The following is a 23,742-nucleotide window of genomic DNA, read 5'->3' on the forward strand; positions in this document are numbered from 1 at the left end:
CATATTTCTCTAACCCACGCCTCTCGGGCGAATGAACCGCCTCTCTGCTTACTCTGGCCGTGCCGTCTTCTTCTCCCGCGGCAGTTCGCGTCTTTGTTTGCAGACGACCACGATCGATTTGTCCCAGCGATCCACTCGCCGCTGGGATAGATGATTGCTTTGCTGATCTTGAGGAACGATGGCCTGATCCGCATGCAACGCGCCCGTTCGAAGAGTCCCGTCGCTTACCTGGCCGTGACAGCGAGCGATGACTTATTCAGGGGTGAGCAAGTTGAGGGTCAGGCATTGGCGGGACAGATAGCAGAGTTGTGCAACAGATTGTTGCACCCGCGACCACGTCGGTAGAGACCCGAGGAGAAATGTCGGCGGCATCACCGCGGACGCTCGTGGTGACCCGAAGCTCTCAATAGAGCTCAATGACCGCTTTGCGTCTAATATGACAGGTCGAGCGCGCTACCCTCTTGCCTGAAAACCGGAACGGCGGTTGCCGAATGGCTAGTTATCCAGAACCAATCTGACTTTCTGGGCGAGAGCTTGGAGGGTAGCGGGTTTCTGCAGGAGTTGAACGTTTGGATCGATGATCCCATTGCGAACTATGGCATCACGTGCGTAACCGGACGTAAAGAGCACCCTCAAGTCAGGCCGCAATTCAACGGCAGCATCCGCAAATTCCCGACCGTTCATTCCGGGCATGACAACATCCGTCAGCAGCAAGGAAACGTCTCCTCGATCCTCAAGAATGCGCAGGCCTTCAACCCCATTCTCAGCAGAAATCACCGAATAGTCGAGATCCTCGAGCATTTGCATTGTCAGTTGTCTTACACTCGCCTCGTCCTCGACGACGAGGATCAATTCCTCTGGCTTGCCATTGGCAACGTCTTGGCTGTTCGCCCGCCGTGCTCCATCGGCGGGACCATTGTGCCTTGGCAACCAGATGCTGATGGTAGTCCCCACCCCCAGTTTTGAATCGATTTTGACATAGCCACCGGACTGCTTGACGAAGCCAAACACCTGACTCAGCCCAAGGCCGGTTCCCTTGCCGACACCTTTGGTGGTAAAAAACGGCTCGAAGGCTCTTTCCAGAACCTCCGCGCTCATACCCGAGCCCGTGTCCCTCACCGCAATAAGGACGTAGGGGCCGGGGGAAATGCCATGATCTGCAGCAACCGACTGGTCGACCAGGAGTGCAGAGGTTTCGATTGTCAGGGTTCCGCCCTCCGGCATGGCATCGCGAGCGTTGACCGCCAGATTTACGAGGACATTTTCGAGTTGGCTGGGATCAGCGAGCACTGCACCGTCATCGGATTGCACGACCGTATTGAGTGTTACGTGCTCGCCCAGCGTCCGGCGCAAAAGCTCCGACATATCCTGCACCATCCGGCCGACGTCGAGGGATTCAGGGGAAAGCGGCTGCTGCCGGGAAAAAGCCAGTAGCCTTTGCGTCAGCATGGCAGCTTTGTGGGCACCCTCGGTCGCGGCTGCGATCAGTTGGTGCACGCCGGGCTCGCCGCGGTCGACGCGCCGCTGGATCAAGTTGAGTCCTGAGATGACAACTCCCAGCATGTTGTTGAAGTCGTGCGCGATACCGCCCGTGAGTTGCCCCACCGCCTCCATTTTCTGGCTTTGGCGCAGCTGATCCTCCAAATTCCTGCGGACGTTGATGTCGCGCCCGGCGGCGTAATATTGGTTGTTTCGCGGCATAAATTGCCAACTGTACCAGATGAACCTGCCATCATTGGCACGCATGCGTAAGTCGAGGTCGCGAACCGCAACCCGGCTATCCGATAGTGAGAGCCGTGTCACAGCCGCAACATCTTCAGGATGAACGAAATCCTCGAAAGTCTTACCCTCGACCTCGCTTTCGTCCAAGCCGAGATGCTCGGTCCAGGCCGGATTCACACTTTGGCACTTGAGGCCGAAATCCGTTACGACGAAAAGATCCTGGCTGACGCGCCAGATCATATCGCGCTCACCGGTTGCGTCAGCTACCCGTTGCTCCAACGTCTCATTCAGGGTCTTCAGCTTCAGTTGTGAGGACAGGCGATCTGTTACATCGCGCAAAAAGGCGGTGGTGAATTGCTTGGCGCCACCTGACCAACGGCTAATCGAAGCTTCGAGATGGCGCGTCGACCCGTTGCGCCGCTTCACGGAAACCTCTCGATGAACTATTTGCTGCCCTGAGCGACTGGCGTCGTGCAATTGCGACCACCGGTCGCCTTCCACAAACAGACCGGCGCTCGGCTGACCGGCAAGCGATGCCTTGTCGATTTCAAAGAGCACCTCGGCCGCCGAATTGGCTCCCTGGATTGCCCCAGTGTCATCCAGGGTAAGAATGGCTTCCGCGGCGCTTTCCATGACCGCATCATAACGGGCATTCTGCCGTTGGCGCAGCACGGCTTCCCGCCGCATCGCCCCCGTCACATCCGAAATCTGAATAAGGCATTCATACGCACCTATCGCCCCGATTGGTCGGATGGAAATGCTATGGATCAGCGGCTGGCCCGCTCGCGTCCGCAACGCAAGCAGGGCTGGGTGGAGTGTAGGGGTCAGCAGGCTGGAGGCCCCGGCTTCCAAAGCCTCGTTTAACGCAACGAGGATTGGGCCGAGCGGCCGGCCGGGAAAAAGCTCCTCCATTGATTTTCCGATCGCCTCGGTCGTCCGTATATTGCTGGCTGCGGCGATCCAGGCATTCCAGGCGGTCACTTGCCTTTGAGAACCGAGCACGATTATACCGCAATCGAGTGCATCTAATATCGGCGTCGAATTATCGTGAGAAGTGTTCAACATGGCACTATTTATCGTTCCCACCGATCCGCTCGATAAACTCGCACAAGAGGCCCTTTAAAACCGCTAGGGAAGGCATGTCCATCAGCATGGCAATGTAGCCCGTGATGTCATTGTCCTTGACGGTGAAGTTTATGTAGAGAAACAGTACGACCTCGCCGGGTAGGGGCGGCGGCGCCAGATTGAAGAAGTCGGTTCCAGTGCCTCGAATGACCTCAGGCAAGGAGACGCGAAGACTACGGCGCAACAGGTTGGCGATGGTGGCCAGGCAACTATTGAGAATGATGTTGCCCGTCTCTGCGAGTGCTTCCTGTTCAAGGTCGATGATGTCTTCCAATGAATGGTCCGGACCGGCTACAGCACGCACAAGTTCGAGACTTCGCTCCTCTGGGAAAATAAGCAACGCGCGACCAGTGATATCACCTTCGAAAACCTGGTGAACGGCAACCAGACGGTCCATCTCGCGTTCGTCCAAGATATCGATGGCTTGCTGCCTGCCGACGAGGTTGATTCTTGGGACGGACAGGAACACCTGTCGTCCAACCATCTCGCGGAGATTCTTGGCGGCTCGGCTGACGGCGATGTTCACCAGTTCAGTGAGGGCATCCTTCTCGAGTTCTTCCAAGACAAGGTCGGCCGGAGTCATCATTGATCGTCCTGACCAATGGGAGTGTCGGGTTTGCCGAGAAACGCAACCAGGTCCGGGCCATTCACTGGCTTGGTCAGGAAGGAAGCGCCCAGCGCCTTTGCACCTTCGACTATCTCGTGCTGCTGATTAGCGGAAATCAGTGCCAATCGCATTGACGGATCCTGGGCACGAAAGTCCGCCGCCAAGGCAAGCCCATCGCGGCCGGGCATATTGTAATCCATCAACACGATATCAGCCGCGAACTCACTCGCCAGTTGAAGCGCCTCATCAGCGTTGCCGGCCTCTTTACGCACCCATGTCGGATAGTTCTTGGCGAGAATCTTGACCAAGGCCATTCTCGCAAGCTTGCTGTCGTCGACGATCAAAACGTTCATTACGACCTTCATTTCAGCTGGGGTTAGGGATATCGCATAAAATGCAATAATTGTGAACTAGCCGCCATGCACTGCCCGGAAGCCGCGATGAAAATAGCTTTCGAGAAATGGCGAGCCCGACGGCCCAATGACCCTCACGCGGGCCGCCATCAGGACTTGCAGAACGGCAGCATGGATCTTGGTGCACTTCCGCCAGTCAACTAAGATGTTGCCTGACTCAACCAGCATTGCCAGCAGGGTTTCGCTGTCTTCTAAAGTGCAGTCGCCCTCAAGCCGGATCGGTCCACCGCTTGGGTCGGAAATGACGGTCATTTCACCAAAGCCTCCACATCGAGAACAAGCATGACGCGGCCATCACCCAAAATTGTGACGCCTGCAACGCCTTCTACACCCGCGAGCACCCCCTCGATGGGTCTCATCAGTATATCCATTGTCTCCCCGACATCATCGACCTCTATCCCGCACATGTCGTTCCCGACCAGGACGACTACGACTTGGAAATCGTCGGCGATCGTTTCCGACGGCGTTTCGCCAAGCGTCGCCGCAAGACTAACGAGCGGGATGGTATGGCCGCGATGCCCGAACACGCGCGCGGCGCCAACCATCGAGACATCACCGCGCGAAAGTCGACGGGTTTCGATAACTTTCTCAAGCGGAACGCCAAAAACTTGTTTGACTACTTCCACGGTGACCAGGTGCGTCATCAGGATGGAGTAGGGCAGGGTGAATTTTGCGATCGTCCCGCTTCCGGGCTTCGTCTCAATGCCAACCGATCCGCCGAGCGCCTCGATCGCCGATCGCACCGCGTCCATCCCAACCCCACGACCGGAGACCGTGTTGACAGTTGCGGCTGTCGAGAACCCCGGATTGAACAGCAATTCCAATGCATCGTCATCGGAAAGCGAGGCGAACCCGGTCGTCAGGCCGCGTTCTGCCGCAACCCGTCGAACTCTCGCGAAATCCACACCTCGACCATCGTCTTCCACCTCAACGACAATGCTGTCGCCGACTTTCGCTGCACGCAGGCAGATCGTGGCATGCGGTGGCTTCCCTGTCCTGATGCGCTCGTCCGCCGGTTCGACACCATGGTCGATTGCATTGCGAAGAACATGCATAATCGGCTCTCCAAGAGCCTCGACGATGGTCTTGTCTGCTTCGGTGTTCTCCCCTTCTGTCACGAGAACCACTGACTTACCCGTTTCGGTCGCAAGGTCTCGCACCAAGCGCTGAAACCTTTGGAACACCTGTCGCATGGGCAAGACACGGATGCTCAAGACAGAACGCTGCAACTCATCGACCAACCTCTCCAGTCGGGATTGTTGTTCCTCCAACACGGCCGCCAAATCCGCCGATGGAGTTCCACTCCGGGCTAGCGTTGCGGCATGCGTTAGGGCATTCTTGGCAACCGACAGTTCGCCGGCCAAATTCACTAAGGCATCAATGCGTTCGACGCTCACCCGCAGTGATCGGGCAGCATTTGAGTTCGGGATGGCGAGGCGGGAATCCCGGTTCACGGAGAATTCGAGGACTTGGGCCTCGTCTCCCAAAACCCGGTCGATCAGGAGGATGAGTGCTTGTCGTCCCTCTGGATCGTCCGCGTCCGGCACACTACCATCGTAGCGTTCCAGCGTATCCTTGTGCCGGACGCTCCGAGCCAGGATATTCATCACCACGCGCCGCGCGGCGCCTACTCGGCCGGCCAGACCTGTGGTCGCGACCTGGGAAAGGAGTTGGGACTGCGCTTCGAGCACCAGCCGCGCCATCCGGCTAAGTCCTGCGCGCTGATCGGGGACGGCAGAAGAAAGCTCGCGGATCTCGAGGACGCTCGAAGAGTCCGAGCTTATCGCTTGGGTATAGCGCAACAAAGCGTCCTGCGGAGCAGAGGACAACGCTGTGAAGAGCAGGTTGCACTCGAATGGATCACCTTCCCTCAACGAAGGCCAGACATGAACCTGTTCCACATGAAGAGCTAACAGGCCAGGCAGGCCGGCGACCAACGCAAGGGGATCTTCGCCGCGAAAGAAGCACTGTGGGTCGGGCTGGAACAACAACCCGGTTGAGGCTCGGGCTGCGACATCATGGTTGGCCTTCAAAAGAGATGTCAACCACCCCGCCGCCAACAAGGCGGGCGGGCTCTTTCCCGGAGGTTCTTCCCATAGCGCCGCTTGCAAGCGGCGGACCATCTCATCCGCGGTCGACCCTGCATCCTCCGGGACAGTTCCCTTTACCTCAATGCTATCGAGCCAGCCGGTGACTTGATCCAATGCCCAGAGACAGTTGCCGATATCCGCAGTGCTTAACGTCCTCGTACCGGACCGGCCGGAATCGAGCAGTTCCTCAGCCGCGTGCAGACCCCTCGCCATATCTGGAAAATCGACGATACCGGCCCCGCCCTTGAGGGTGTGAAACGACCGAAAAGCACTGTCCAGCCTAGTGTGATCGCCTGAATCACCTTCGAGCGCCAGAAGATCCAGTGTTGCCTGCTGCACAGACTCGCGGCACTCCACCAGGAACTGCTCAAGAAGTTCAATCATGGGTTGATCCAGCAAGCAAGGCAACGAGCTCCAACAGGTCCTGCCCAGCGACGGGCTTGGCGGCGTAGAAGTTCGCTCCGGCAATTTGGGCAGCCCGCAGGTCATGGAGCCCGGCTTCCGTACTGGTGATGAGCACGGGGGTGGACGCAAACGGTTCGCCTCGTTGCCGAAGCATCCTTAAGAAGCTGAGGCCATCCATGACCGGCATGTTGATGTCCACGATCAGAAGGTCGACGATCTCGAACCCAAGCAGTTGCTCCAAGGCTTCCACCCCGTTCAAAGCCTCGAACACCTCATAGCCCGCTGGCTCCAGCACGCTTCGATAGTACAGGCGCACGAGAGCTGCGTCATCGACCACCAGGACGCGATGGAGCGTAGGTTTGCTCACCGCCCGACCTCTGGTTTCTGATAGACAATACCATCTTCGAACCGACGGATTTCGAACAGCGGAGAGATACGGCTCATCGACTCTGTGTGGCCAAGGCAAATGTAGCCGCCGGGTAAAAGGCTTTCATAGAGGTTGTCTGCAGCAATGCGACGCGAAGCGTCGTCGAAGTAGATGAGGACGTTTCGGCAAAAAATGACATCGAATTGGCCGTGGTGCCTGGTCTCGTTAGATTCTATTAGATTGACACTGGAAAATTGCACCGACTCCCTCAACTCTTCGACAAGCCGCCACCGATCGTCGGCTTCTTGGTGAAAGTAGCGGTCGATGACCTGGCCCGGCAAGCGCATCAGTGCGCGCTTGTCATAAAAGCCGCGCTTGGCCGCGGCAAGCGCTTCGGTATCGATATCTGAGCCGCAAATCTCGATGCTGTAGGCGTCGACCAGCGGCCACTTGTCCAAGAGCCACATCGCAATCGAATAGGGTTCTTCCCCAGTCGCGCAAGGTACCGACCACAAACGCAACTGGTCTTTCCCATAGCCGGCTGCGATTCTTTCACGCAGCAAATCCTTCGTGAGACACCGAAATTGATGATCTTCCCGGTTGAAATAAGTCTCATTGACGGTAAAGGCGTTGATGAACTTCTCGATCTCACCCTCGGCATCAATACGAAGTTTTGCGAAATACCTTTCGAAAGAAGGAGAGGCGGTTGCGTTTGCACGATCAGCGATCCGGCGCTCTATGTAATAGCGCTTGGATACCGAATAGACCATGCCGGTGCGTCGATAGAGGAAGTCTCCCAGTCGACGGATCTCTTCGTCCGTGATCTCGATCACTGAGGGGCGTTCCGCGCCCCGATCCGGAGGGCCGCGGTTTTGGCGGCGAAATCCAAAAAGGGATCCGAGGGAAAACGCGCGGCGCACTGGAGTAACAAGGCAACGTGGTCAGGCGCCGCCACCTCCGCCATGACGTCGATCGCGGCACCGCAAACGTTGCCATTGCAATCATTAGCCAGGAGGGGAACCAGCAAATCAATCACCGTTGAAGGCTGCTGCGCGCGAACGAGTTCGCAGGCGAGGATGCGAACGTCGGGCTCCGGGTCACTGAGCAGTCCAGTCAACCGCGGCAGGAGCTGATCTTGCAATGCGCGCAAGGCGTCTAGTGCCCCGGTGCGCAAGCGGGCATCGTCGGATCGTAGGTATTGCAGAGCAACGTCGACGCTTGCCGCATTGGCTGATCGCATAAGGGCTGTAAACAAAGCCTGCAGCACGCCATCAACCGCTTCACTCTGAATTGCGCTGGAGATCACACCGGCGTTGTCAGAGGTGACAATAAACTCGCGAGCCGCCGCTCGCCTTTCCTCACTGTTCCGACTCGTCAACGAAGAAAATGCATCCGTGGGCGATGCGTCGCGGATCCCGGCTTGGTTGGGAAGCTCTTTGCGGATCAGAGGCAAGGCACAACCTTCATCAATTGCCGGGCTATCTCGGGTAGCGGCAGAATCCAATCTGCACCACCGCCCTTGACCAATTCCCCGGGCATCCCCCAAACCACTGCGGTTTCTTCCGCTTCAGCGATCGTCGTTCCGCCTCGCTCGTGCAGGAGTTTCATAGCACTGGCGCCGTCATTGCCCATTCCGGTCATGAGAATACCGATAAGGTCGCTGGGAGGTATTTGTTCCATGGCACTTCGAACAAGCCGGTCGGCGCTTGGATGCCAGGGATAGTCGACCTGGGACGGGACATTCATGGCAAATACGACGCCTCCTCGGCGCGATAAAATCATGTCCGCCCCACCCCGCGCAATGTAAGCGACACCAGGCACGACTTCCGTAGGGCGGGTAACCTCCACGATCTCGATGGCGCTCAGGCTGTTCAAACGTTTGGCCAGTGCGCCCGTGAAGGATTCTGGCATGTGCTGAGCAATCAAAATTGGCCAGGAGAACGATGCTGGCAGCGCTCCGACAACAGCCTCCAGTGCTGGCGGCCCTCCTGTCGAAACGCCGATGAGCACCAGCCCATTTACCCCAGTTTTTACGATGGGTTTTTTTGACGCTATTGGGGCGGGATAAGGACTTGTCGGCAGCGTCTGCCCTATACGGTGGCGTATACGTTCCTGCAATCGCAGCGTGGGTTTGATGCCGGTGACGGCGGCGGTTCGAATCTTGTCGAGCAGATCGTCTTTCATCTGATCAACGCGTAAGGACAATGTTCCCGAAGGCTTCGCAACGAAATCGAATGCGCCGAGGCGAAGCGCTTGCAGGGTCTCATCGGCGCTCTGTGATGTCACTGACGATACCATGACGACCGGGGTCGGCCTTTCCAGCATGATACGATCAAGGCACATAAAGCCGTTCATCTGCGGCATGTGGACATCGAGCGTGACCACATTGGGGCGGAAGGCGTGCAGGCGCTCCAGTCCTTCGGCGCCATTTCGAGCGGTTTCAACTTGGAATTCGGATGCGTCCGACAGCATTCCGGCAAGCAGCTTTCGAACGAGGGCAGAGTCGTCGATGATCAGAACCTTGATCAAGTCTGCAGCTTGGTTTGAAAAGAGTCCAGAAAGGTGCGCTCGGCACGCGTGAGCAGTTCGGTTGGATCAAGCAGCATGAGGATGCGAACGCCTTCATCCAGGCTGACGATCGACTGGATCAGGCGCGTAGTTTCTCCCGCCAGATCCGGCGCCCGAGCGAGCGCTGATGCATCGACGCCCAGGACTTCCGAGACGCTGTCGACGATGATCCCGGCGCGGTGGGAACCGGATTTGACCACAATCAGACGCGTCCGGCCACGATTCTCAAACGGCGGCATGTCGAAGCGCTTCCGCTGATCGATGACAGGCAGCACCTCGCCGCGCAGATTGATGACCCCTTCAAGAAATTTGGGCGTCTTTGGAACCCGCGTCACACGCTCCGGCACCAGTGCAACTTCCTCGACGACCTCAATGGGCAAGGCGAATTCGCCGGCGCCAAGTTGGAAGGCGAGCAGCTTGATCTCGTCGCGCTTTGAACCTTCTGTCGGTGCGGAGCCGTCTCGGGCCGGAGCTTGCACATGACCCAGACCATGCATGGTTTCCTCGCTGAGCAACAAATCCGGGTGCAAGACCGACAGCAGCCGGCTATCCGCCTCGCTCCGATAGATTGCCTTGACCTTAGCCTCGCCGCCAATTCTGGCGGCCATAATTGGCGGCACGGGTTCCAGCCTCAGAGGATCGATGGCGATGCTCTGCTTGACAGCGTCGACAACGACGCCGACCGCGGTGCCGCGGACATACGCGACGATGACCTTCTCATTTCCCTGAAGCTCGTTAGCGAGGCCAAACAGTGCTCTTAGGGACAAAATTGGCAGCAGTCCGTCGCGGAACGATATCAAACCAGGGACCTGCGCATCCGCGCCCGGCAGAGAAGTCAGGCCTCGGGGGATATTGAAGACCTCCTGCACCTCGGCAAATGGAAATGCGTAATCCTGCCCATCGACTACGAACGTTGCGAGCATTTCTCGACCTACAGCGCCTATCGCGCTCATATCAGGAACCAACGTGCGGCTGCGGCCGGTCACACGATCCCGGGCTTGGGGGGTAAACGCCCCTTCGAGCAGGGTATCAACGTTGAGAATCCTCACCGCCTCGCCATCATTTGAGAAGACACTGTCATCGCCGCTGCTCACCGCGGCGCCCTTGAGTGAATGACGCTGCTCGATGCTGCTTGCCTGTACGTTGACGATCCCTTCGACAGTGTTGACAAGCAGCGCATACGGCGCGGGTGCGTCGATGACCACGGCTCGCGCCGAATCCGACAGAGCTTCAGAAGCAAGTCGCAGCAAGCGGCTCAAGTCCGCAATTGGCACAATTGACCCACGCAAGTTCGCTAATCCGCACAAAGCCGCTGGGGCTTGCGGCACCTTTGCCATTACGGGTACCCTGACGATCTCGGCCACCCGATCGACCGGAACCGCGTAAGTATGCTCGGAGCAGCGAACCGCCAAGAACCGTTTGGATAGCGCCGCTGGCGCGCCTTGCTCAGACATTTTGTGACTTGAGCTCTTCAGCGAGGGAGGCAATCTCCTCAATCGCCGCAGCCAGGTCCTCAGCTCCTCGCGCTTGCTCTTGGGAAGCGGTCGATGCCTCTCTAGACGCTGCACCGGCTTCCTCTGCGGCTGTTGCAATCTGCTTCGCGCCAGCTGAAGCCTGGCTCGCCGCAACGAGTATGTCGGTAGCGCCAGAATTGATCGCTTTGCTCGCCTCGACGAGCTGCGCCAGCTCTTCTTTGGTCTTCTCAAATACCGCTAAAGTGGCGCGACTATTCTGAATCTCGACTTCCGACAGGCCGCAGATCCGCTCGAGATCGCCACGCAGCGAAGATATCTGCTCGATCATTCCGCGAACCGTATCCTTCACTTTATCCAAGGATTGCGATGCTTCGCGCGCCAGCCCGCGAATGTCTTTGGACACCAAGGAGAAGCCGCTGCCATAGTCGCCCGCCCTGGCTGCTTCGACCGCTCCACTGACGGCAAGCATGCTGGTCTGAACCGCGACTAATGTGATCGCATCGACGATCTTCTCGATCTTGCGGCCAGTTACCTCCAAACTAAGCAACGCAGATACGCTCGCTGTCGTGTCCTGGAGGGAACCCGTCAATCCGTTAATAAGGCTTTCGACCGCCGCGTAAGTTTCCCTCAGCGACTGTTCCATCGCTGCAACACGCTCCTCGGCTGCAACTGCATTTTCTTTTGCAAGGGCAGCACTTTGCTCGATCTGGCTCAGTGAGGCCGAACTTTCGTGGGTGGCCGCCGCCTGCTGCTGGGCGCCACGGTTGATCTGCTCGACCGCAGCCAGAATCTGACCGGCGGCCCCCGAGAGCTCCTGAATATTCGCCGACAGCTGTTCGGCTGCCGAGGACGCCTGCTCGGCGGCTTTTCCTGCGTCTCCGCCGCGCAATAGATTAGCCAAGCGTGCCAGCGCGTGCGCTGCCGTTTGGCCTTCAACAAGCGCCTGCGTCTGCTGTTGGATCGCTGCCTGCGATTCCGCAGCTGCAGCCGACTGCTGCTCCGCGGCACTGGCAACTTGCTCGGCACCTTTTTGCGCCTCGGTGGCGGCTTTTTCGGCTTCAACCGAAGCCAGCGAGATGGCGCGGCTGCCGAGCGCGATCTCGCCCGCGGTTTCCCGCATGGCGCGAAGGTTTCGCAGCACGACGTTTGAGGCCTTTGCTTCGGATGCCGCAGCGTGAGCGGCAGCAGCGACTCCGGCTGCAACCGCGCTGACATCTTTTTGGATGCTGGTGGATAGCGCCTGAACTTCACGTGCGCTGGTGTCGGATATCTGCGCCAGCGACCTTACTTCTTCAGCGACTACGGCAAATCCGCGGCCATGATCGCCGGCGCGAGCGGCTTCGATGGCGGCGTTTAGGGCAAACAGATTCGTCTGGTCCGAGATGCGGCTGACCGTGCGGCCTATAGCTCCGACTTCTTCAGCGCGTTCTTCGATAACGGCAATCAATTGTGCCGAGCTTTCCTGGCGAGCGGCATTTCGTTCAATCGCACTGACCGCATTCATCACCTGATTCGTCACATCGGCAAGCAAGCCCTGCACCGATTCCGATCGCCTTTGCGAATCCTCGGCTAAGCGTCGTCCCACGGCCAGCGTTTGCGTGGAGTCGCTGATTGTGCGCAGTTGTTCTTCAGCCGCGCCTGATGCTTCCTCCGCACCCGCGGCGATCTGTTCCATCGATCGCCGTAATTCTTCACCGGCGGCCGATGCCTCGGTGATGCCGCTGGCCAGCTCCTCAGTGGCGGCGGCAAACCGTTCGGCTATTTGTCCGTGAGGTAGGTCTGATTTGATGCTTTGGCGTGATCTGGCCGGCAAATCTGCTTTTTCGGGATGCAAACCCTTGTCTGGTCCAGTGCGTTTCGCGATCCTTGACGTCTTAACGAGCGACATATTGGATGAAATCCTATTTCGCGGTAGCGGCGTTTGCCTGATTTCTATCTTATCGCCGGTAAGCGCGCCACCGCAGATAGCCTGGCCACGTGCAATCCTGCTGGATTGCGGTCGGCCACTATCGCAAGGCAGGTGCCACTGGCCGCATATAAGCGGTCCGCTGTTCGATGAACGATGCCATTGCGGTAGGTTCGCTTTCTTCCAAAATGAGAGATCATCGAGGGCCCACCGCGCAACTGAGATAAAAACCGCGACCAGTTTGTTTTGGCCGCAGATGCGGCAACTCGGGAATTTAATCGAAACGGAACCCATACCCATACCCGGACGCCACCCATTTTGGAACCGAAGGCGCCCGGCCTTGCAACCCTGGAAGCCGCTGAATATGAGGTTCAAGGGCGCCGCTTCTAGGCGAAATGTGGGTGGGTGGCCGTCACGGTCTCGCCGGCCATTTCCTCGACATGGGGCATTTCGCGCGCTCCTAGATGTTTGATCCCAGGCTTTGATGGCGCATACTTTTCGTCCGAATCAAAGGATGCGCTATGGGCCAGGTTCTTCATGGGAGCGCCACGACGACAGAGGCGATCCGTCGAGCGATACAGCATAGTCAAGAGAGCCTGAGGGCGCTGGCGAAGCGCTACGGCATCAATCAGAAGACGGTTAGGAAGTGGAGGAACCGGACGTCGGCCGCCGATCTTCCGACTGGCCCCAGAGATCCGAAGTCGACAGTGCTATCGACTGAGGAAGAGGCGGTCATCGTCGCCTTTCGGCGTTATACGCTGCTGCCACTGGACGATTGCCTCTATGCTCTCCAACCGACGATCCCGCATCTGTCGCGGTCATCCTTGCATCGCTGCCTGCAGCGTCACGGGATAGGCAGGTTGCCGGATGTCGAGGGCGACAAGCCGGCAAGGAAGAAGTTCAAGGCCTATCCAATCGGCTACTTCCATATCGACGTCGCCGAGGTCCGAACCGAGCAGGGCAAGCTGCATATGTTCGTGGCCATAGATCGGACCTCGAAGTTCGCTTTCGTCGAGCTGCACGAGAAGGCAACGACAGCGGTCTCCGCCGATTTCCTGCGCCATCTTCTTGATGCTGTCCCTTACAAGATCCACACAGTGCTTACCGACAACGGCATTCAGTTCACGACCCCAGGTGCCGGCGGCTCGGCCGTTCCGCTGATCAAGGAAGCCATGGCGGCGGGAGAAATCATATGGGCGCACGCCTTCGAACATACTTGCGCCAAGGCCGATATCGACCACCGAACGACAAAGCCAAGGCACCCATGGGCCAACGGCCAGGTCGAACGCATGAACCGCACGATCAAGGATGCGACCGTCAAACGCTTCTACTACGAGAGCCATGACCAACTGCGCCAGCATCTCGCCGATTTCGTCTTAGCCTATAATTTCGGCCGTCGACTGAAGACCCTCAAGGGCCTCACGCCCTTTGAATACATCTGCAAAATCTGGACAAAAGAGCCCGAACGATTCAGGCTCGATCCAACCCATCAAACCTTGGGACTAAACACCTAGAGCGTTTCAGATTTTGACAGAAGCGTATCCAGCGTTTGCGAAGTAGTTTCTGCATTCATTGGGTTGGATGGTTGATACGAGGTGGCCGATGTGTCGCCAGGTGTCGTCGATGGTTCGCTTCTGGGCGGCTCGCATCCAGTGTTTGATCTTGGCGAAGGCTTGCTCGATTGGGTTGAGGTCGGGCGAGTATGGCGGCAGATACCAAAGCCTGGCGCCTGCGGCGCGGATCATCTGCCGGATGGCGGCCGACTTGTGGGAGCCAAGATTATCCATGACGACGATGTCGCCGGGCTGGAGCACTGGCACGAGCTGCTGCTCGACATAGGCCCGGAAGCTCTCGCCGTTGATCGGTCCATCGAAGACGCAAGGGGCAGCAAGACGGTCGAGCCGCAGGGCGCCGAGGAAGGTCAGCGTGCGCCAGTGGCCGTGCGGAGCAAAGCCGCGCAGGCGTTTGCCGCATGGTCCCCAGCCGCGCAGCGGTGCCATGTTGGTCTTGATCCAGGTTTCGTCGATGAACACCAGCCGTTCCGCATCGAGACCCGCCTGCCAGGAACGCCAGCGTTGTCGTCGGCGGGCAACATCGGCGCGAGCTTGCTCAAGGGCGAATAGCGTTTTTTTTGAACCGCAATCCTTCGCGCCGCAGGAAATGCCATACCGTGTCGTGCGAGACCTTCACACCGCGCGCCGCAAGTTCGTCCTTCAGCCATGCAGCGACAGATGCGACGTCTGGTTGATCCGTTCCACGATGAACGCCCGGTGCGGCTCCAGAACACGCTTGCGGTGGCCGCCCATCTTACCCGGTGCCACAGACCCATTCGCCCGATAGCGCTGCGACCACTTCACCGCCGACGAAACCGCCACGCCAAAACGAGCCGCCACCGAGCGGCAGCTCTCGCCAGCCTCGATCGCGCCAACAACACGCTCACGTAGATCGTTCGAAAGGGGAGCCGTCATCTGATGCTGGCCTCCGATCCAGCCAGCATCTTGAATCACAAAACCACTCTCACGGGAATCCCGCAGATTCAGTCAAAATCTGAACTGCTCTAAGCGTCCATTCAAGCGGCTCGTGATCTGGTTGCTCGTGCCACATCACTTGACGGAAGTCGCGGCGGTCAACCTGCTGGCCGCATATCGGGCCAAAGGTCGAAACGGTCTTGTCCGTCTGCCGGCGAATGTGGTTTGCCGGGGATGCGTGGGCCAAGGGCTGCTATTCTGGTCATGCTCGAACGAACACGATTCCGCGGCAAAAGTTCCGTCAGTTTGGTCTTCTCAGTTGGTGAAAGACATCGCACCAAAAGCGGAAGTCATTTGGTCGGCCGTCGAAATGTGCCTCCAAAGCGCAGTGCGCCACGGCGGTCGGCGCTTCAAGCCCATAGAGTTCGATCGCAGATTGAGCGGCCTGACCTTGGTCGACGAGATCGGCAATCTTCAAAGCCGTAAATCAGCGCTCCGCATTGCGAGCCTTCCGGTATGAGTTCCGAGCCTAAGACGCTCCTGAGTAGGCTTTTCGCCCTTATTATTTTCTCTGCCGCCGGCGCCACTGTCTATTGTCGGTGGCGAGGCCGCTGCCACCTTCTGAGCGGGCGAGCGATGGAGTGCCTTCGACGGTGAAGACGATTCCGGCGTCTTCAAACGCTTTGCGGATCGCCGCGATGTTGTGGGGACGCGATTTCCTGAATCCGTTCTCAAGATCGCTGATGGCCATTTCGCTAAGATCTGCCTTTGCGGCAAGTCGCACACGCGACCAGTTCAGTAGGGCTCGTGCTGCTCTGGATTGATCTGCTGAGAGTACGGTTCGGCTGTCCATAAACAGTCGAACATTCAATATCGCTTAAATGTTCCTCTTGACCTTCTGCGATTTCTAACGGCGTGATGCCGGCCTCTCGGGTAACGCGGCGGGGTTTTCCAATAACTTTGCGGAACGCTGATCGTCACGCCGCAACGTCTTCTTTTTCGGCTTGGTCTTCTCAACCAGATCTGGCCTTTTCGCTATCAGGTAGTCAGCCTTGTTCGTTCGATAGTCTTCTTTGTGGATGGACATTTCTACAATCTCCATTGTGGAGATCAACGCGGCTGGAAGCCGACAAGGTCGATCCGAACGGCGCACCGTCCTAATACGAGTCTTGTCGACCATACCAGTCGTCGACGTCTCGCCGCACGCGATCCTTCTCAATGCCGTAGCGTTCCTGGATCGTACCTTCGAGCTGATCGCGGTTGCCGGCTATGCGGTCGAGATCATCATCAGTGAGCTTGCCCCACTGCTCCTTGACCTTACCTTTGAATTGCTTCCAATTTCCTTCGACGCGATTCCAGTCCATGATGGCGATCTCCTTTCGTTGTCCTTTCGAATAACGGTCGTATGGCTGTCAGGTTCCGCTGCAGGTAAGCGCGCTTGCTTGTGATCTAGCAATGGAACCTAATGCCCGTCGACCGCATGTGTGCGCCGGCCTTTTCCGGTTTGGGAACACAGCCGGCCTTTTGCCGTTGGTCTGGAACAGCTTCGCAAGGAAATGCACGTGCTCGCCGATCCGGGCATCTGGGTCGCGTTGGCGGCTGTGTTCATCCCTTATGGAGTCGGTGTCGCACTGCTTCTGAGGGTAGCCGGTTGATGGACCTGCCAGCGCTGCTCTGGCGTCAGATGAGCGGATTTCCATAGAAGCCGCCTCAACTTGGCGGCGGGGGGTCTTCGCGTTCGGCCATCTGTTCCAAGAGCTTCCTTGACGCAGCCAGGACGCGGCGTACGTGGGGAGTTGAGTTCGCCGACCATATCGATGGCGAAGGCGCCGGACAGGGCGCCACACGTCTTGGCGGGGCGCTCTGAGGGCGTTGGCGATGTCATCGAAGATCGCTTCCATCGGTCGAGTCTCGAACGCCGAACCTGTGAATCCCCTGTTTGTTCCGTCAAAGTCTAACGATCAGGGAAGCGCCATTGAAAGCACGTGCAGTAACGGTTGATTCAACCATTGCTGGTAAATTGTGAAATGTGGGTGGCGGCTCCGACAGTTCGGGGTGGAACTCAATGCCGAAGCCGCCTGCGCAGCCAAGGTTGGGGTTTGACCGCGCCGTCCTATAATGGGACAGCGCGGTCAACGATTCGTTAAAACGTTCTGGAACTAATTAAGCACGCGCTAATTGACTCGCGGTCTCGGGAGTCAGTGCATGCGTGAAGTTCATTCCTCCGATGGTGCCGATTTTGGCGGGACAGGCCTCCCGAGGGCATTGCACAGCGTCACGTACCGGCCGCCGCCTTCGTCTTCCCTCTTCTTAGAGATCCGCCATTCGTTGGGCGAGTGGGTTGTTCGCATCATAGGGAGGAACGGTGAAACGTATTCCCGAGCATTCGAATATGAAGCAGATGCCGTCGCTTTCGCTGGCGATCAGTCTTCTCGTCTAGGATTGGAAGCTCCCCCGAAGCGAGCAACTTGACGAAATCAGCGAGAGACGCGCTGAAGCAGAGCGACTATCTGTTTCGCGGTCTCGTCGGTCCCGATCACTGGCGACTGTCGTGCGTCATCTTTCTGTATGATCGATGACGCCTGTTCGGGGGTGGTATCATCCTCCAGGTCGAACTCACGGACTCCGATGGGGGTTCTTGCCTTACATACGCCGGTTACGAAACGCCCCATGTCGGTCATTGAGCAAGCCATAGTTGCATCCGAAAGCGGACACTTCCGCCAACGGCCACCTTTGCGCTTACCGGCTATCCCAACGGAGCAACAGGCGGTTACGCTCGACGCCGCTCGGCGCCTCGGTAATCGACGCTCTTCAAAATTCAGCCTGGATTGGTGCCGTACTGACGAAGCCAGTAGCACTAACGCCTTCCCGCCCTGGGCCGCGTTCGCTATGTCTGGCCGCGCCGTCCGCCTTGGATCCACCTGATGTGCCCAGGACAGATTGTATGACCACAAGCTAATATGCTACCTTGCACAATGCGCGGATTGCTGGCACTTGGAATGCTGGTTTTGGCGGCTACAACAGCAGCCGCAGGTGAGCAGTTGTTCGACTCCATCGCCGCCGGCGACAAGGGTGCCGTGGAGCAAGCCCTGGCAGGCGGTGCCGACGTCGACAGCCGGGCGCGCGACCAGGCAACGCTGCTCATCGCTGCAGCGCTCGATAACCAGCCGGAAATCGCCGACTTCTTGCTGGCCAAGGGTGCCGACATCATGGCGCGTAACTCGGGCGGCTTTACCCCGCTTCATGCGGCGGCCTTCTCGGGCAGCCTGCCGATCGCCAAGCTGCTGCTGGAAAAAGGCGCGGTGCTCGACGATGCCGCCAACAAGGCGGGTGCTACGCCGTTGCTGGTGGCCGGCGAGGAAAACCACATTGAACTGGCCGAGTTCCTCATTGCGAAAGGTGCCAATGTGAACCATGCCGAGGGGCATGGCTACATGCCGATAACGCGCGCATTCTGGAAGGGCAACACGGATATCATACGACTTTTCAAACGCCATGGTGCTACCTGCCAAGCCAAAATTCTTGGCGAGGCGAACGCGGCGAAGTGCGCCGAGATCCACGATTAACGGAGGATACAGATGAGCACGATGATCAAGCCACGACTGGTTCGGAGTTTGGGGACGGCTGCCCTGGTCGCGGTAGCTGTGGTCGCCGGCGCGGGATCGGCATGTGCCGACGATTCGGTAAACACCGGCTATTTTGGTGGTGTGGCGATCATGGGCTACGACACGGTCGCTTACTTCACTGACGGCAAGGCCGTGAAGGGCTCCGAAGAGTTCACTTATGAATGGCTGGGGACACCTTGGCATTTCGCCAGCAAGAAACACCAGGAAATGTTCATGAGCGAACCGGTCAAGTACGCTCCTCAATATGGCGGGTACTGCGCCGGCGAAGTCGTGGGCGGGGGGGTCACGGTCAATGTCGATCCTGAGGCATTCAAGATTATCGACGGCAAGCTCTACCTGATCTACGACGTCGACAATGCGGATGATTTCGCCGCGCATGCAGCTGAAAATATCCCGAAAGCCGATGCCAACTGGCCGAAGGTCGCGGCCAATTTGGAACTCGATCACTATCATTGAGACGCACGTGTGCGTCTACCGAACCACGGTGAAGTGAAACACCTTGCTTGTATTGGCATAGGAGTAGCTTTTGCCGGCGGCGTCGTTGCGTCTGTAGACGGGACCACAGTCGGGGCGACCGAACAGGTTCTCGCTCTGCTCGCACAACAGATCGCCATCGACGTAGACGGTCTCGGTGACTAGCCGCGTCGTAGAGCGGAAGGCCGCCTTGCCGTCGCTTCCGATCTGAAGGAAGGCTGGTTGGAGACCGGGTTCGATCTGGCCTTGCAGTGTATGGCCAATGACGAGGGACGCGATCTCGGCACCCTTTAACTGGTCCTGTTCGGCCGGGGTAAAGCCGAAGCGCCATTGGGGGAGGCCCGCCTGGCGCAGTGCGGCGACGAGTATCGCCAGATCCTGCGGATTCCGAAAATGTGCATGAGTCATCTCCCACCCAGCCAAAGAGTCCACGTAGCTGGACCCTGCTACGAGGCGGAGCCCCTCGGCGATTGCGGCTTTCGCATCCGGTAGGCGGCCGCCGCGGACATACGCCGCAGCGAGCGTAAACCGAAAGTTGCCAACCGTGGACGCATCGTCGCGTGTGTGCTCGAGAGTCTCGATCGCTTTCTCGACATTGCCCTGGAGCAGAAAAACCAGCCCAGCAGTTTCCCGGTTGATCGCTGAGAGGTCGGGGTCGAGCCTGAGCGCCGTCTCGACCGCAGTGGCTGCCTCGGCATGATTGCCGGCGTAGAACTGAACATATCCAAGGGCTGCTTGCGCCTCTGCATCGCCCGGACCGATTGAAACAGCCTTCTTGGCAGAGGCAATCGCATCTTCGTAGCGGCGATTCACGACCTGCATGATCCCAAGAATAGCATAGGGCGACGAAAGGTCAGGGTCGAGTTCCAAAGCTCGGCTCGCCTTCTCATATGCTCTCTTTCGTGCTGGCGCGCTCTGGATGACGTCGTTGAAGGCCTCCCGCCAGATATAGATTGTGGTGCGCGCGTCGGCCGCGAAGGCTTCGGCAAAGGCGGGGTCAAGCTCCTCCGCCTTGTCGTAGAGCGCAAGCGCCTCCCGCAGCCCGGCCTGCAGGACGCTGCGTGACGCCGTCTCGGCTTGTAGATAGTAATCATAGGCCTCGAGATTGCTCGTCGGCGGCCGCGCCATGCGCTCGCTTTCCGCTGCCGAAGGTTGCATGCCAAGCGCCTTGGCGATCTCGCCGCTCATCTCGTGTTGGACGGCAAACACGCCGGCCATGCCACGGTCGAACCGGTTGGCCCACAGATTGTCGCCCGTTGCCGTATCGATGAGCTGGGCATTGAGGCGGATCTGCTCGCCGGTGCGGCGGACGCTCCCCTCGACAACGAAGCGGACGCCAAGGTCGCGCGCGACGTCCGCCAGCGCTGTAGGCTTGTTCTTGTAGGCGAACACCGAGTTGCGCGCGATGACGTCCAGACCGGACAGCTTGGTGAGGTCGGTGATCAGATCCTCGGTGATGCCGTCAGCGAAATAGTCCTGGCCTGGATCGCCGCCGAGGTTTGCAAACGGCAGCACGGCAACCGATGGCCGCGATGGCACTGAGAACTTCTGCCATGCGAAAATGCCGGCAATCGCGGCGATCGCCAAGGCGGCGGCGCCTGCCAGGATGATGACGCGCGAGCTCGGCCGGTGTGGCGCGGCCGTGACCTTTCCCGATGCTGCGGGATCCAGCAGCAGTCGATAGGCGCGAACCGGATCGGCGATGTTCTTGAGGCGCTGCTCGCCAAGACTGGCAAAGCCGACATCAACCTTGTGAACGGCATGATCAAATGCGGTTCCGGAGATACATACACCCCCCGGCTCGGCCATAGCCTCGAGGCGCGCGGCGATGTTGACGCCATCGCCGTAGATGTCATTTTCCTCTACGATGACATCACCGAGATTGACGCCGATGCGAAACCGGATGTGGCGGGGGTCGGAGGTGCCCGGGTCTCGGACAGCCATCCGGCGCTGAATCGCGGCAGCGCATTGGACGGCATCAACGACGCTGGCGAATTCGACCAGCGCCCCGTCTCCCATGAGCTTGATAATCCGACCGTGGAATTCCTTGATCGCGGGGTCGACCAGTTCTCGACGGCAACCCTTCAGTCGTTCGAGCGTGCCGACCTCATCCTCGCCCATGAGCGTGCTGTAGCCGACCACGTCGGCAGCAAGGATCGCGGTAAGCCTTCGCTCCATACCTGCCTGCGCCCTCCTTGGTCGATCAAGCGGCTTCGCGCAGCCTATTCTAGTCCCGCATCGGACGCGAGTGTGTGCGTCCGTTATGACGCGCGTGTGCTTCTACTGAACAACCGTAAAGTGAAACACCTTGCTTGAGTTGACGAAGGAATAGCCGCCGCCTCCATCGTCGCCGCGTTTATAGACGGGTCCACAGTCGGGGCGCCCGAACATATTCTCGCTCAGCTCGCACAATAAGTCGCCATCGACACGGACGGTCTCGGTGACCAGCCGCGTCGTGGAGCGGAAGGCTGCCTTGCCGTCGCTCCCGATCTGGAGGAAGGCTGGTTGGAGACCGGGCTCAAGCTGACCCTGCAGAGTATGGCCCAGCACCAGCGAGGCGATCTCCTTGCCCTTCAAGCGGTTGTGCTCATCGCCGGTGAAACCGAACGGCCATTCGGGCAAGCCCGCCTGCTGCAACGCGTCGACGATGAGAGCCAAATCCTGCGGGTTACGATATTGGGCACCGTTGAGTCGGTATGCGGACAATGAATCGAAACCTGGTGTGGACATGGCACCTAGCCCCTCGGCCACTGCCGCCCTGGCATCCTGCAGGCGGCCGGCGCGGGCGTAGGCGGCACCAAGCGTGATCGTGAAATCTCCGACTGACGGCGCATCGTCGCGGGTGCGTTCGAGGGCCTCGATCGCCCTGTCGTTGCTCCCTTGAATTAGAAAGACCAGACCGGCAATTTGCCGGTTTACAGGTGAAAGGTTGGGATCGAGCCTGAGCGCCGTCTCGACCGCTTCGGCAGCCTCAGCATGACTGCCGGCGAACAGTTGCACGTATCCCAGGGCTATTTGCGTCTCAGCATCGCCGGGGCCGAGTGCGACGGCTCGCTCGACCGAAGCGATGGCTTCCTCGTAGCGGCGATCCACGACCTGCATGATCCCAAGAATAGCATAGGGCGACGAAAGGTCAGGGTCGAGTTGCAAAGCTCGGCTCGCCTTCTCATAGGCGCGCTTGCGCGCAGGTGCGCTCTGCATGATGTCATTGAACGATTCACGCCAGATATACACCGTCGTGCTTGCATCCGCCGCGAAGGCTTCCGCAAAAGCGGGGTCGAGCTGCTCGGCCTTGTCGTAGAGCGTGAGCGCCTCCCGCAGGCCGTCGCGCCGACCGGTCCGTGCTGTCTGCTCGGCACGAAGATAGAAGTCGTAGGCTTCGAGGTTTTCGGTCGGCGGCCGCGCCATGCGCTCGCTTTCCGCTGCCGAAGGTTGCATGCCAAGCGCCTTGGCGATCTCGCCGCTCATCTCGTGTTGGACGGCAAACACGCCGGCCATGCCACGGTCGAACCGGTTGGCCCACAGATTGTCGCCCGTTGCCGTATCGATGAGCTGGGCATTGAGGCGGATCTGCTCGCCGGTGCGGCGGACGCTCCCCTCGACAACGAAGCGGACGCCAAGGTCGCGCGCGACGTCCGCCAGCGCTGCAGGCTTGTTCTTGTAGGCGAACACCGAGTTGCGCGCGATGACGTCCAGACCGGACAGCTTGGTGAGGTCGGTGATCAGATCCTCGGTGATGCCGTCAGCGAAATAGTCCTGGCCTGGATCGCCGCCGAGGTTTGCAAACGGCAGCACGGCAACCGATGGCCGCGATGGCACTGAGAACTTCTGCCATGCGAAAATGCCTGCAATCGCGGCGATCGCCAAGGCGGCGGCGCCTGCCAGGATGATGACGCGCGAGCTCGGCCGGTGTGGCGCGGCCGTGACCTTTCCCGATGCTGCGGGATCCAGCAGCAGTCGATAGGCGCGAACCGGATCGGCGATGTTCTTGAGGCGCTGCTCGCCAAGACTGGCAAAGCCGACATCAACCTTGTGAACGGCATGATCAAATGCGGTTCCGGAGATACATACACCCCCCGGCTCGGCCATAGCCTCGAGGCGCGCGGCGATGTTGACGCCATCGCCGTAGATGTCATTTTCCTCTACGATGACATCACCGAGATTGACGCCGATGCGAAACCGGATGTGGCGGGGGTCGGAGGTGCCCGGGTCTCGGACAGCCATCCGGCGCTGAATCGCGGCAGCGCATTGGACGGCATCAACGACGCTGGCGAATTCGACCAGCGCCCCGTCTCCCATGAGCTTGATAATCCGACCGTGGAATTCCTTGATCGCGGGGTCGACCAGTTCTCGACGGCAACCCTTCAGTCGTTCGAGCGTGCCGACCTCATCCTCGCCCATGAGCGTGCTGTAGCCGACCACGTCGGCAGCAAGGATCGCGGTAAGCCTTCGCTCCATGTGCGGTTGTCCTGCCTCCCTAGCTCAAAGCTTCGCTG

General features: G+C 59.0%; 20 protein-coding genes and 1 pseudogene. 4 read left to right on the forward strand and 17 right to left on the reverse strand.

The features are described from left to right. Window positions 1-495: 495 nt before the first annotated feature. Genes NKK52_RS08025 through NKK52_RS08075 form a run of 11 tightly spaced genes read right to left on the reverse strand, consistent with a single transcriptional unit; the run spans window position 496 to window position 12,972 of the window. Window positions 496-2,808, reverse strand: a complete 2,313-nt coding sequence (locus tag NKK52_RS08025) for a PAS domain-containing hybrid sensor histidine kinase/response regulator (protein ID WP_156939326.1) — start codon at window positions 2,806-2,808, stop codon at window positions 496-498. Further along, entirely contained in the window at window positions 2,792-3,433 is a 642-nt protein-coding gene (locus tag NKK52_RS08030; RefSeq protein ID WP_023673726.1) for a chemotaxis protein CheX, read from the reverse strand. Before NKK52_RS08030 ends, NKK52_RS08025 begins: the two co-directional genes overlap by 17 nt. Beyond that, entirely contained in the window at window positions 3,430-3,807 is a 378-nt protein-coding gene (locus tag NKK52_RS08035) for a response regulator transcription factor (protein WP_023707350.1), read from the reverse strand. Before NKK52_RS08035 ends, NKK52_RS08030 begins: the two co-directional genes overlap by 4 nt. 57 nt (window positions 3,808-3,864) lie before the next feature. Continuing rightward, window positions 3,865-4,119: a hypothetical protein gene (locus tag NKK52_RS08040; protein WP_023673728.1), complete on the reverse strand. Its 255-nt coding sequence runs from the start codon at window positions 4,117-4,119 to the stop codon at window positions 3,865-3,867. Beyond that, a complete protein-coding gene (locus tag NKK52_RS08045; RefSeq protein WP_023673729.1) occupies window positions 4,116-6,341 on the reverse strand; it encodes a chemotaxis protein CheA in 2,226 nt (741 codons plus the stop codon). Before NKK52_RS08045 ends, NKK52_RS08040 begins: the two co-directional genes overlap by 4 nt. Next, the gene (locus NKK52_RS08050) at window positions 6,334-6,729 is read right to left on the reverse strand and encodes a response regulator (RefSeq protein WP_023673730.1); all 396 of its coding nucleotides are present in this window, start codon (window positions 6,727-6,729) and stop codon (window positions 6,334-6,336) included. Before NKK52_RS08050 ends, NKK52_RS08045 begins: the two co-directional genes overlap by 8 nt. Then, entirely contained in the window at window positions 6,726-7,562 is an 837-nt protein-coding gene (locus tag NKK52_RS08055; protein WP_023673731.1) for a CheR family methyltransferase, read from the reverse strand. Before NKK52_RS08055 ends, NKK52_RS08050 begins: the two co-directional genes overlap by 4 nt. Then, a complete protein-coding gene (locus tag NKK52_RS08060) occupies window positions 7,559-8,182 on the reverse strand; it encodes a HEAT repeat domain-containing protein (protein ID WP_023673732.1) in 624 nt (207 codons plus the stop codon). Before NKK52_RS08060 ends, NKK52_RS08055 begins: the two co-directional genes overlap by 4 nt. Further along, complete coding sequence (cheB, locus tag NKK52_RS08065; protein ID WP_023673733.1) at window positions 8,173-9,258, reverse strand: chemotaxis-specific protein-glutamate methyltransferase CheB; 1,086 nt, start codon at window positions 9,256-9,258, stop codon at window positions 8,173-8,175. Before cheB ends, NKK52_RS08060 begins: the two co-directional genes overlap by 10 nt. After that, window positions 9,255-10,751: a chemotaxis protein CheW gene (locus NKK52_RS08070; RefSeq protein WP_084634091.1), complete on the reverse strand. Its 1,497-nt coding sequence runs from the start codon at window positions 10,749-10,751 to the stop codon at window positions 9,255-9,257. The genes cheB and NKK52_RS08070 overlap by 4 nt, the downstream gene beginning before the upstream one ends. After that, window positions 10,744-12,972 (reverse strand): methyl-accepting chemotaxis protein, encoded by a 2,229-nt coding sequence (locus NKK52_RS08075; protein ID WP_352628648.1) that lies wholly within the window; start codon window positions 12,970-12,972, stop codon window positions 10,744-10,746. The genes NKK52_RS08070 and NKK52_RS08075 overlap by 8 nt, the downstream gene beginning before the upstream one ends. Window positions 12,973-13,199: 227 nt before the next feature. Between NKK52_RS08075 and NKK52_RS08080 the strand changes: the two genes are divergently transcribed. After that, complete coding sequence (locus NKK52_RS08080; RefSeq protein WP_352628651.1) at window positions 13,200-14,192, forward strand: IS481 family transposase; 993 nt, start codon at window positions 13,200-13,202, stop codon at window positions 14,190-14,192. A 6-nt stretch (window positions 14,193-14,198) separates the two neighbouring features. On the opposite strand, the pseudogene NKK52_RS08085 reads toward NKK52_RS08080, so the two are convergent. Continuing rightward, window positions 14,199-15,164: pseudogene (locus NKK52_RS08085) on the reverse strand (IS630 family transposase). Window positions 15,165-15,258: 94 nt separating this feature from the next. Here NKK52_RS08085 and NKK52_RS08090 point away from each other — a divergent pair. Continuing rightward, complete coding sequence (locus NKK52_RS08090; protein WP_156936055.1) at window positions 15,259-15,666, forward strand: hypothetical protein; 408 nt, start codon at window positions 15,259-15,261, stop codon at window positions 15,664-15,666. Between the two features lie 42 nt (window positions 15,667-15,708). Here the strand turns inward: NKK52_RS08090 and NKK52_RS08095 are convergent, their stop codons facing one another. The 3 genes from NKK52_RS08095 to NKK52_RS08105 form a co-directional block, all read right to left on the reverse strand. Next, the gene (locus NKK52_RS08095; protein ID WP_031203328.1) at window positions 15,709-15,999 is read right to left on the reverse strand and encodes a helix-turn-helix domain-containing protein; all 291 of its coding nucleotides are present in this window, start codon (window positions 15,997-15,999) and stop codon (window positions 15,709-15,711) included. Window positions 16,000-16,053: 54 nt separating this feature from the next. After that, window positions 16,054-16,233 (reverse strand): hypothetical protein, encoded by a 180-nt coding sequence (locus NKK52_RS08100; RefSeq protein ID WP_023697507.1) that lies wholly within the window; start codon window positions 16,231-16,233, stop codon window positions 16,054-16,056. A 70-nt stretch (window positions 16,234-16,303) separates the two neighbouring features. Further along, on the reverse strand, window positions 16,304-16,510 hold the full coding sequence (locus NKK52_RS08105; RefSeq protein ID WP_023690464.1) for a CsbD family protein: 207 nt from the start codon (window positions 16,508-16,510) through the stop codon (window positions 16,304-16,306). 1,611 nt (window positions 16,511-18,121) lie between these two features. Between NKK52_RS08105 and NKK52_RS08110 the strand changes: the two genes are divergently transcribed. Both NKK52_RS08110 and NKK52_RS08115 read left to right on the forward strand, forming a co-directional pair. Further along, entirely contained in the window at window positions 18,122-18,712 is a 591-nt protein-coding gene (locus NKK52_RS08110) for an ankyrin repeat domain-containing protein (protein ID WP_023695862.1), read from the forward strand. Window positions 18,713-18,724: 12 nt separating this feature from the next. Further along, window positions 18,725-19,228: a YHS domain-containing (seleno)protein gene (locus NKK52_RS08115; protein WP_023707420.1), complete on the forward strand. Its 504-nt coding sequence runs from the start codon at window positions 18,725-18,727 to the stop codon at window positions 19,226-19,228. Between the two features lie 15 nt (window positions 19,229-19,243). Here NKK52_RS08115 and NKK52_RS08120 read toward each other — a convergent pair whose 3' ends face one another. Together NKK52_RS08120 and NKK52_RS08125 are read right to left on the reverse strand one after the other, a co-directional pair. Continuing rightward, entirely contained in the window at window positions 19,244-21,424 is a 2,181-nt protein-coding gene (locus NKK52_RS08120) for an adenylate/guanylate cyclase domain-containing protein (protein ID WP_352628654.1), read from the reverse strand. A 102-nt stretch (window positions 21,425-21,526) separates the two neighbouring features. Next, window positions 21,527-23,704 (reverse strand): adenylate/guanylate cyclase domain-containing protein, encoded by a 2,178-nt coding sequence (locus NKK52_RS08125; RefSeq protein ID WP_023822754.1) that lies wholly within the window; start codon window positions 23,702-23,704, stop codon window positions 21,527-21,529. Between the last annotated feature and the right edge of the window lie 38 nt (window positions 23,705-23,742).

The sequence above is a fragment of the Mesorhizobium sp. C277A genome, assembly GCF_040324395.1.
Lineage (GTDB): Bacteria > Pseudomonadota > Alphaproteobacteria > Rhizobiales > Rhizobiaceae > Mesorhizobium.

Coding starts and splice junctions, on each gene's coding strand:
- NKK52_RS08030 (WP_023673726.1), bottom strand. CDS start 3,433: ATGATGACTCCGGCCGACCTTGTCTTGGAAGAACTCGAGAAGGATGCC.
- NKK52_RS08035 (WP_023707350.1), bottom strand. CDS start 3,807: ATGAACGTTTTGATCGTCGACGACAGCAAGCTTGCGAGAATGGCCTTG.
- NKK52_RS08040 (WP_023673728.1), bottom strand. CDS start 4,119: ATGACCGTCATTTCCGACCCAAGCGGTGGACCGATCCGGCTTGAGGGC.
- NKK52_RS08045 (WP_023673729.1), bottom strand. CDS start 6,341: ATGATTGAACTTCTTGAGCAGTTCCTGGTGGAGTGCCGCGAGTCTGTG.
- NKK52_RS08070 (WP_084634091.1), bottom strand. CDS start 10,751: ATGTCTGAGCAAGGCGCGCCAGCGGCGCTATCCAAACGGTTCTTGGCG.
- NKK52_RS08075 (WP_352628648.1), bottom strand. CDS start 12,972: ATGGGTTCCGTTTCGATTAAATTCCCGAGTTGCCGCATCTGCGGCCAA.
- NKK52_RS08080 (WP_352628651.1), top strand. CDS start 13,200: ATGGGCCAGGTTCTTCATGGGAGCGCCACGACGACAGAGGCGATCCGT.
- NKK52_RS08095 (WP_031203328.1), bottom strand. CDS start 15,999: ATGGACAGCCGAACCGTACTCTCAGCAGATCAATCCAGAGCAGCACGA.
- NKK52_RS08100 (WP_023697507.1), bottom strand. CDS start 16,233: ATGTCCATCCACAAAGAAGACTATCGAACGAACAAGGCTGACTACCTG.
- NKK52_RS08105 (WP_023690464.1), bottom strand. CDS start 16,510: ATGGACTGGAATCGCGTCGAAGGAAATTGGAAGCAATTCAAAGGTAAG.
- NKK52_RS08110 (WP_023695862.1), top strand. CDS start 18,122: ATGCGCGGATTGCTGGCACTTGGAATGCTGGTTTTGGCGGCTACAACA.
- NKK52_RS08115 (WP_023707420.1), top strand. CDS start 18,725: ATGAGCACGATGATCAAGCCACGACTGGTTCGGAGTTTGGGGACGGCT.
- NKK52_RS08120 (WP_352628654.1), bottom strand. CDS start 21,424: ATGGAGCGAAGGCTTACCGCGATCCTTGCTGCCGACGTGGTCGGCTAC.
- NKK52_RS08125 (WP_023822754.1), bottom strand. CDS start 23,704: ATGGAGCGAAGGCTTACCGCGATCCTTGCTGCCGACGTGGTCGGCTAC.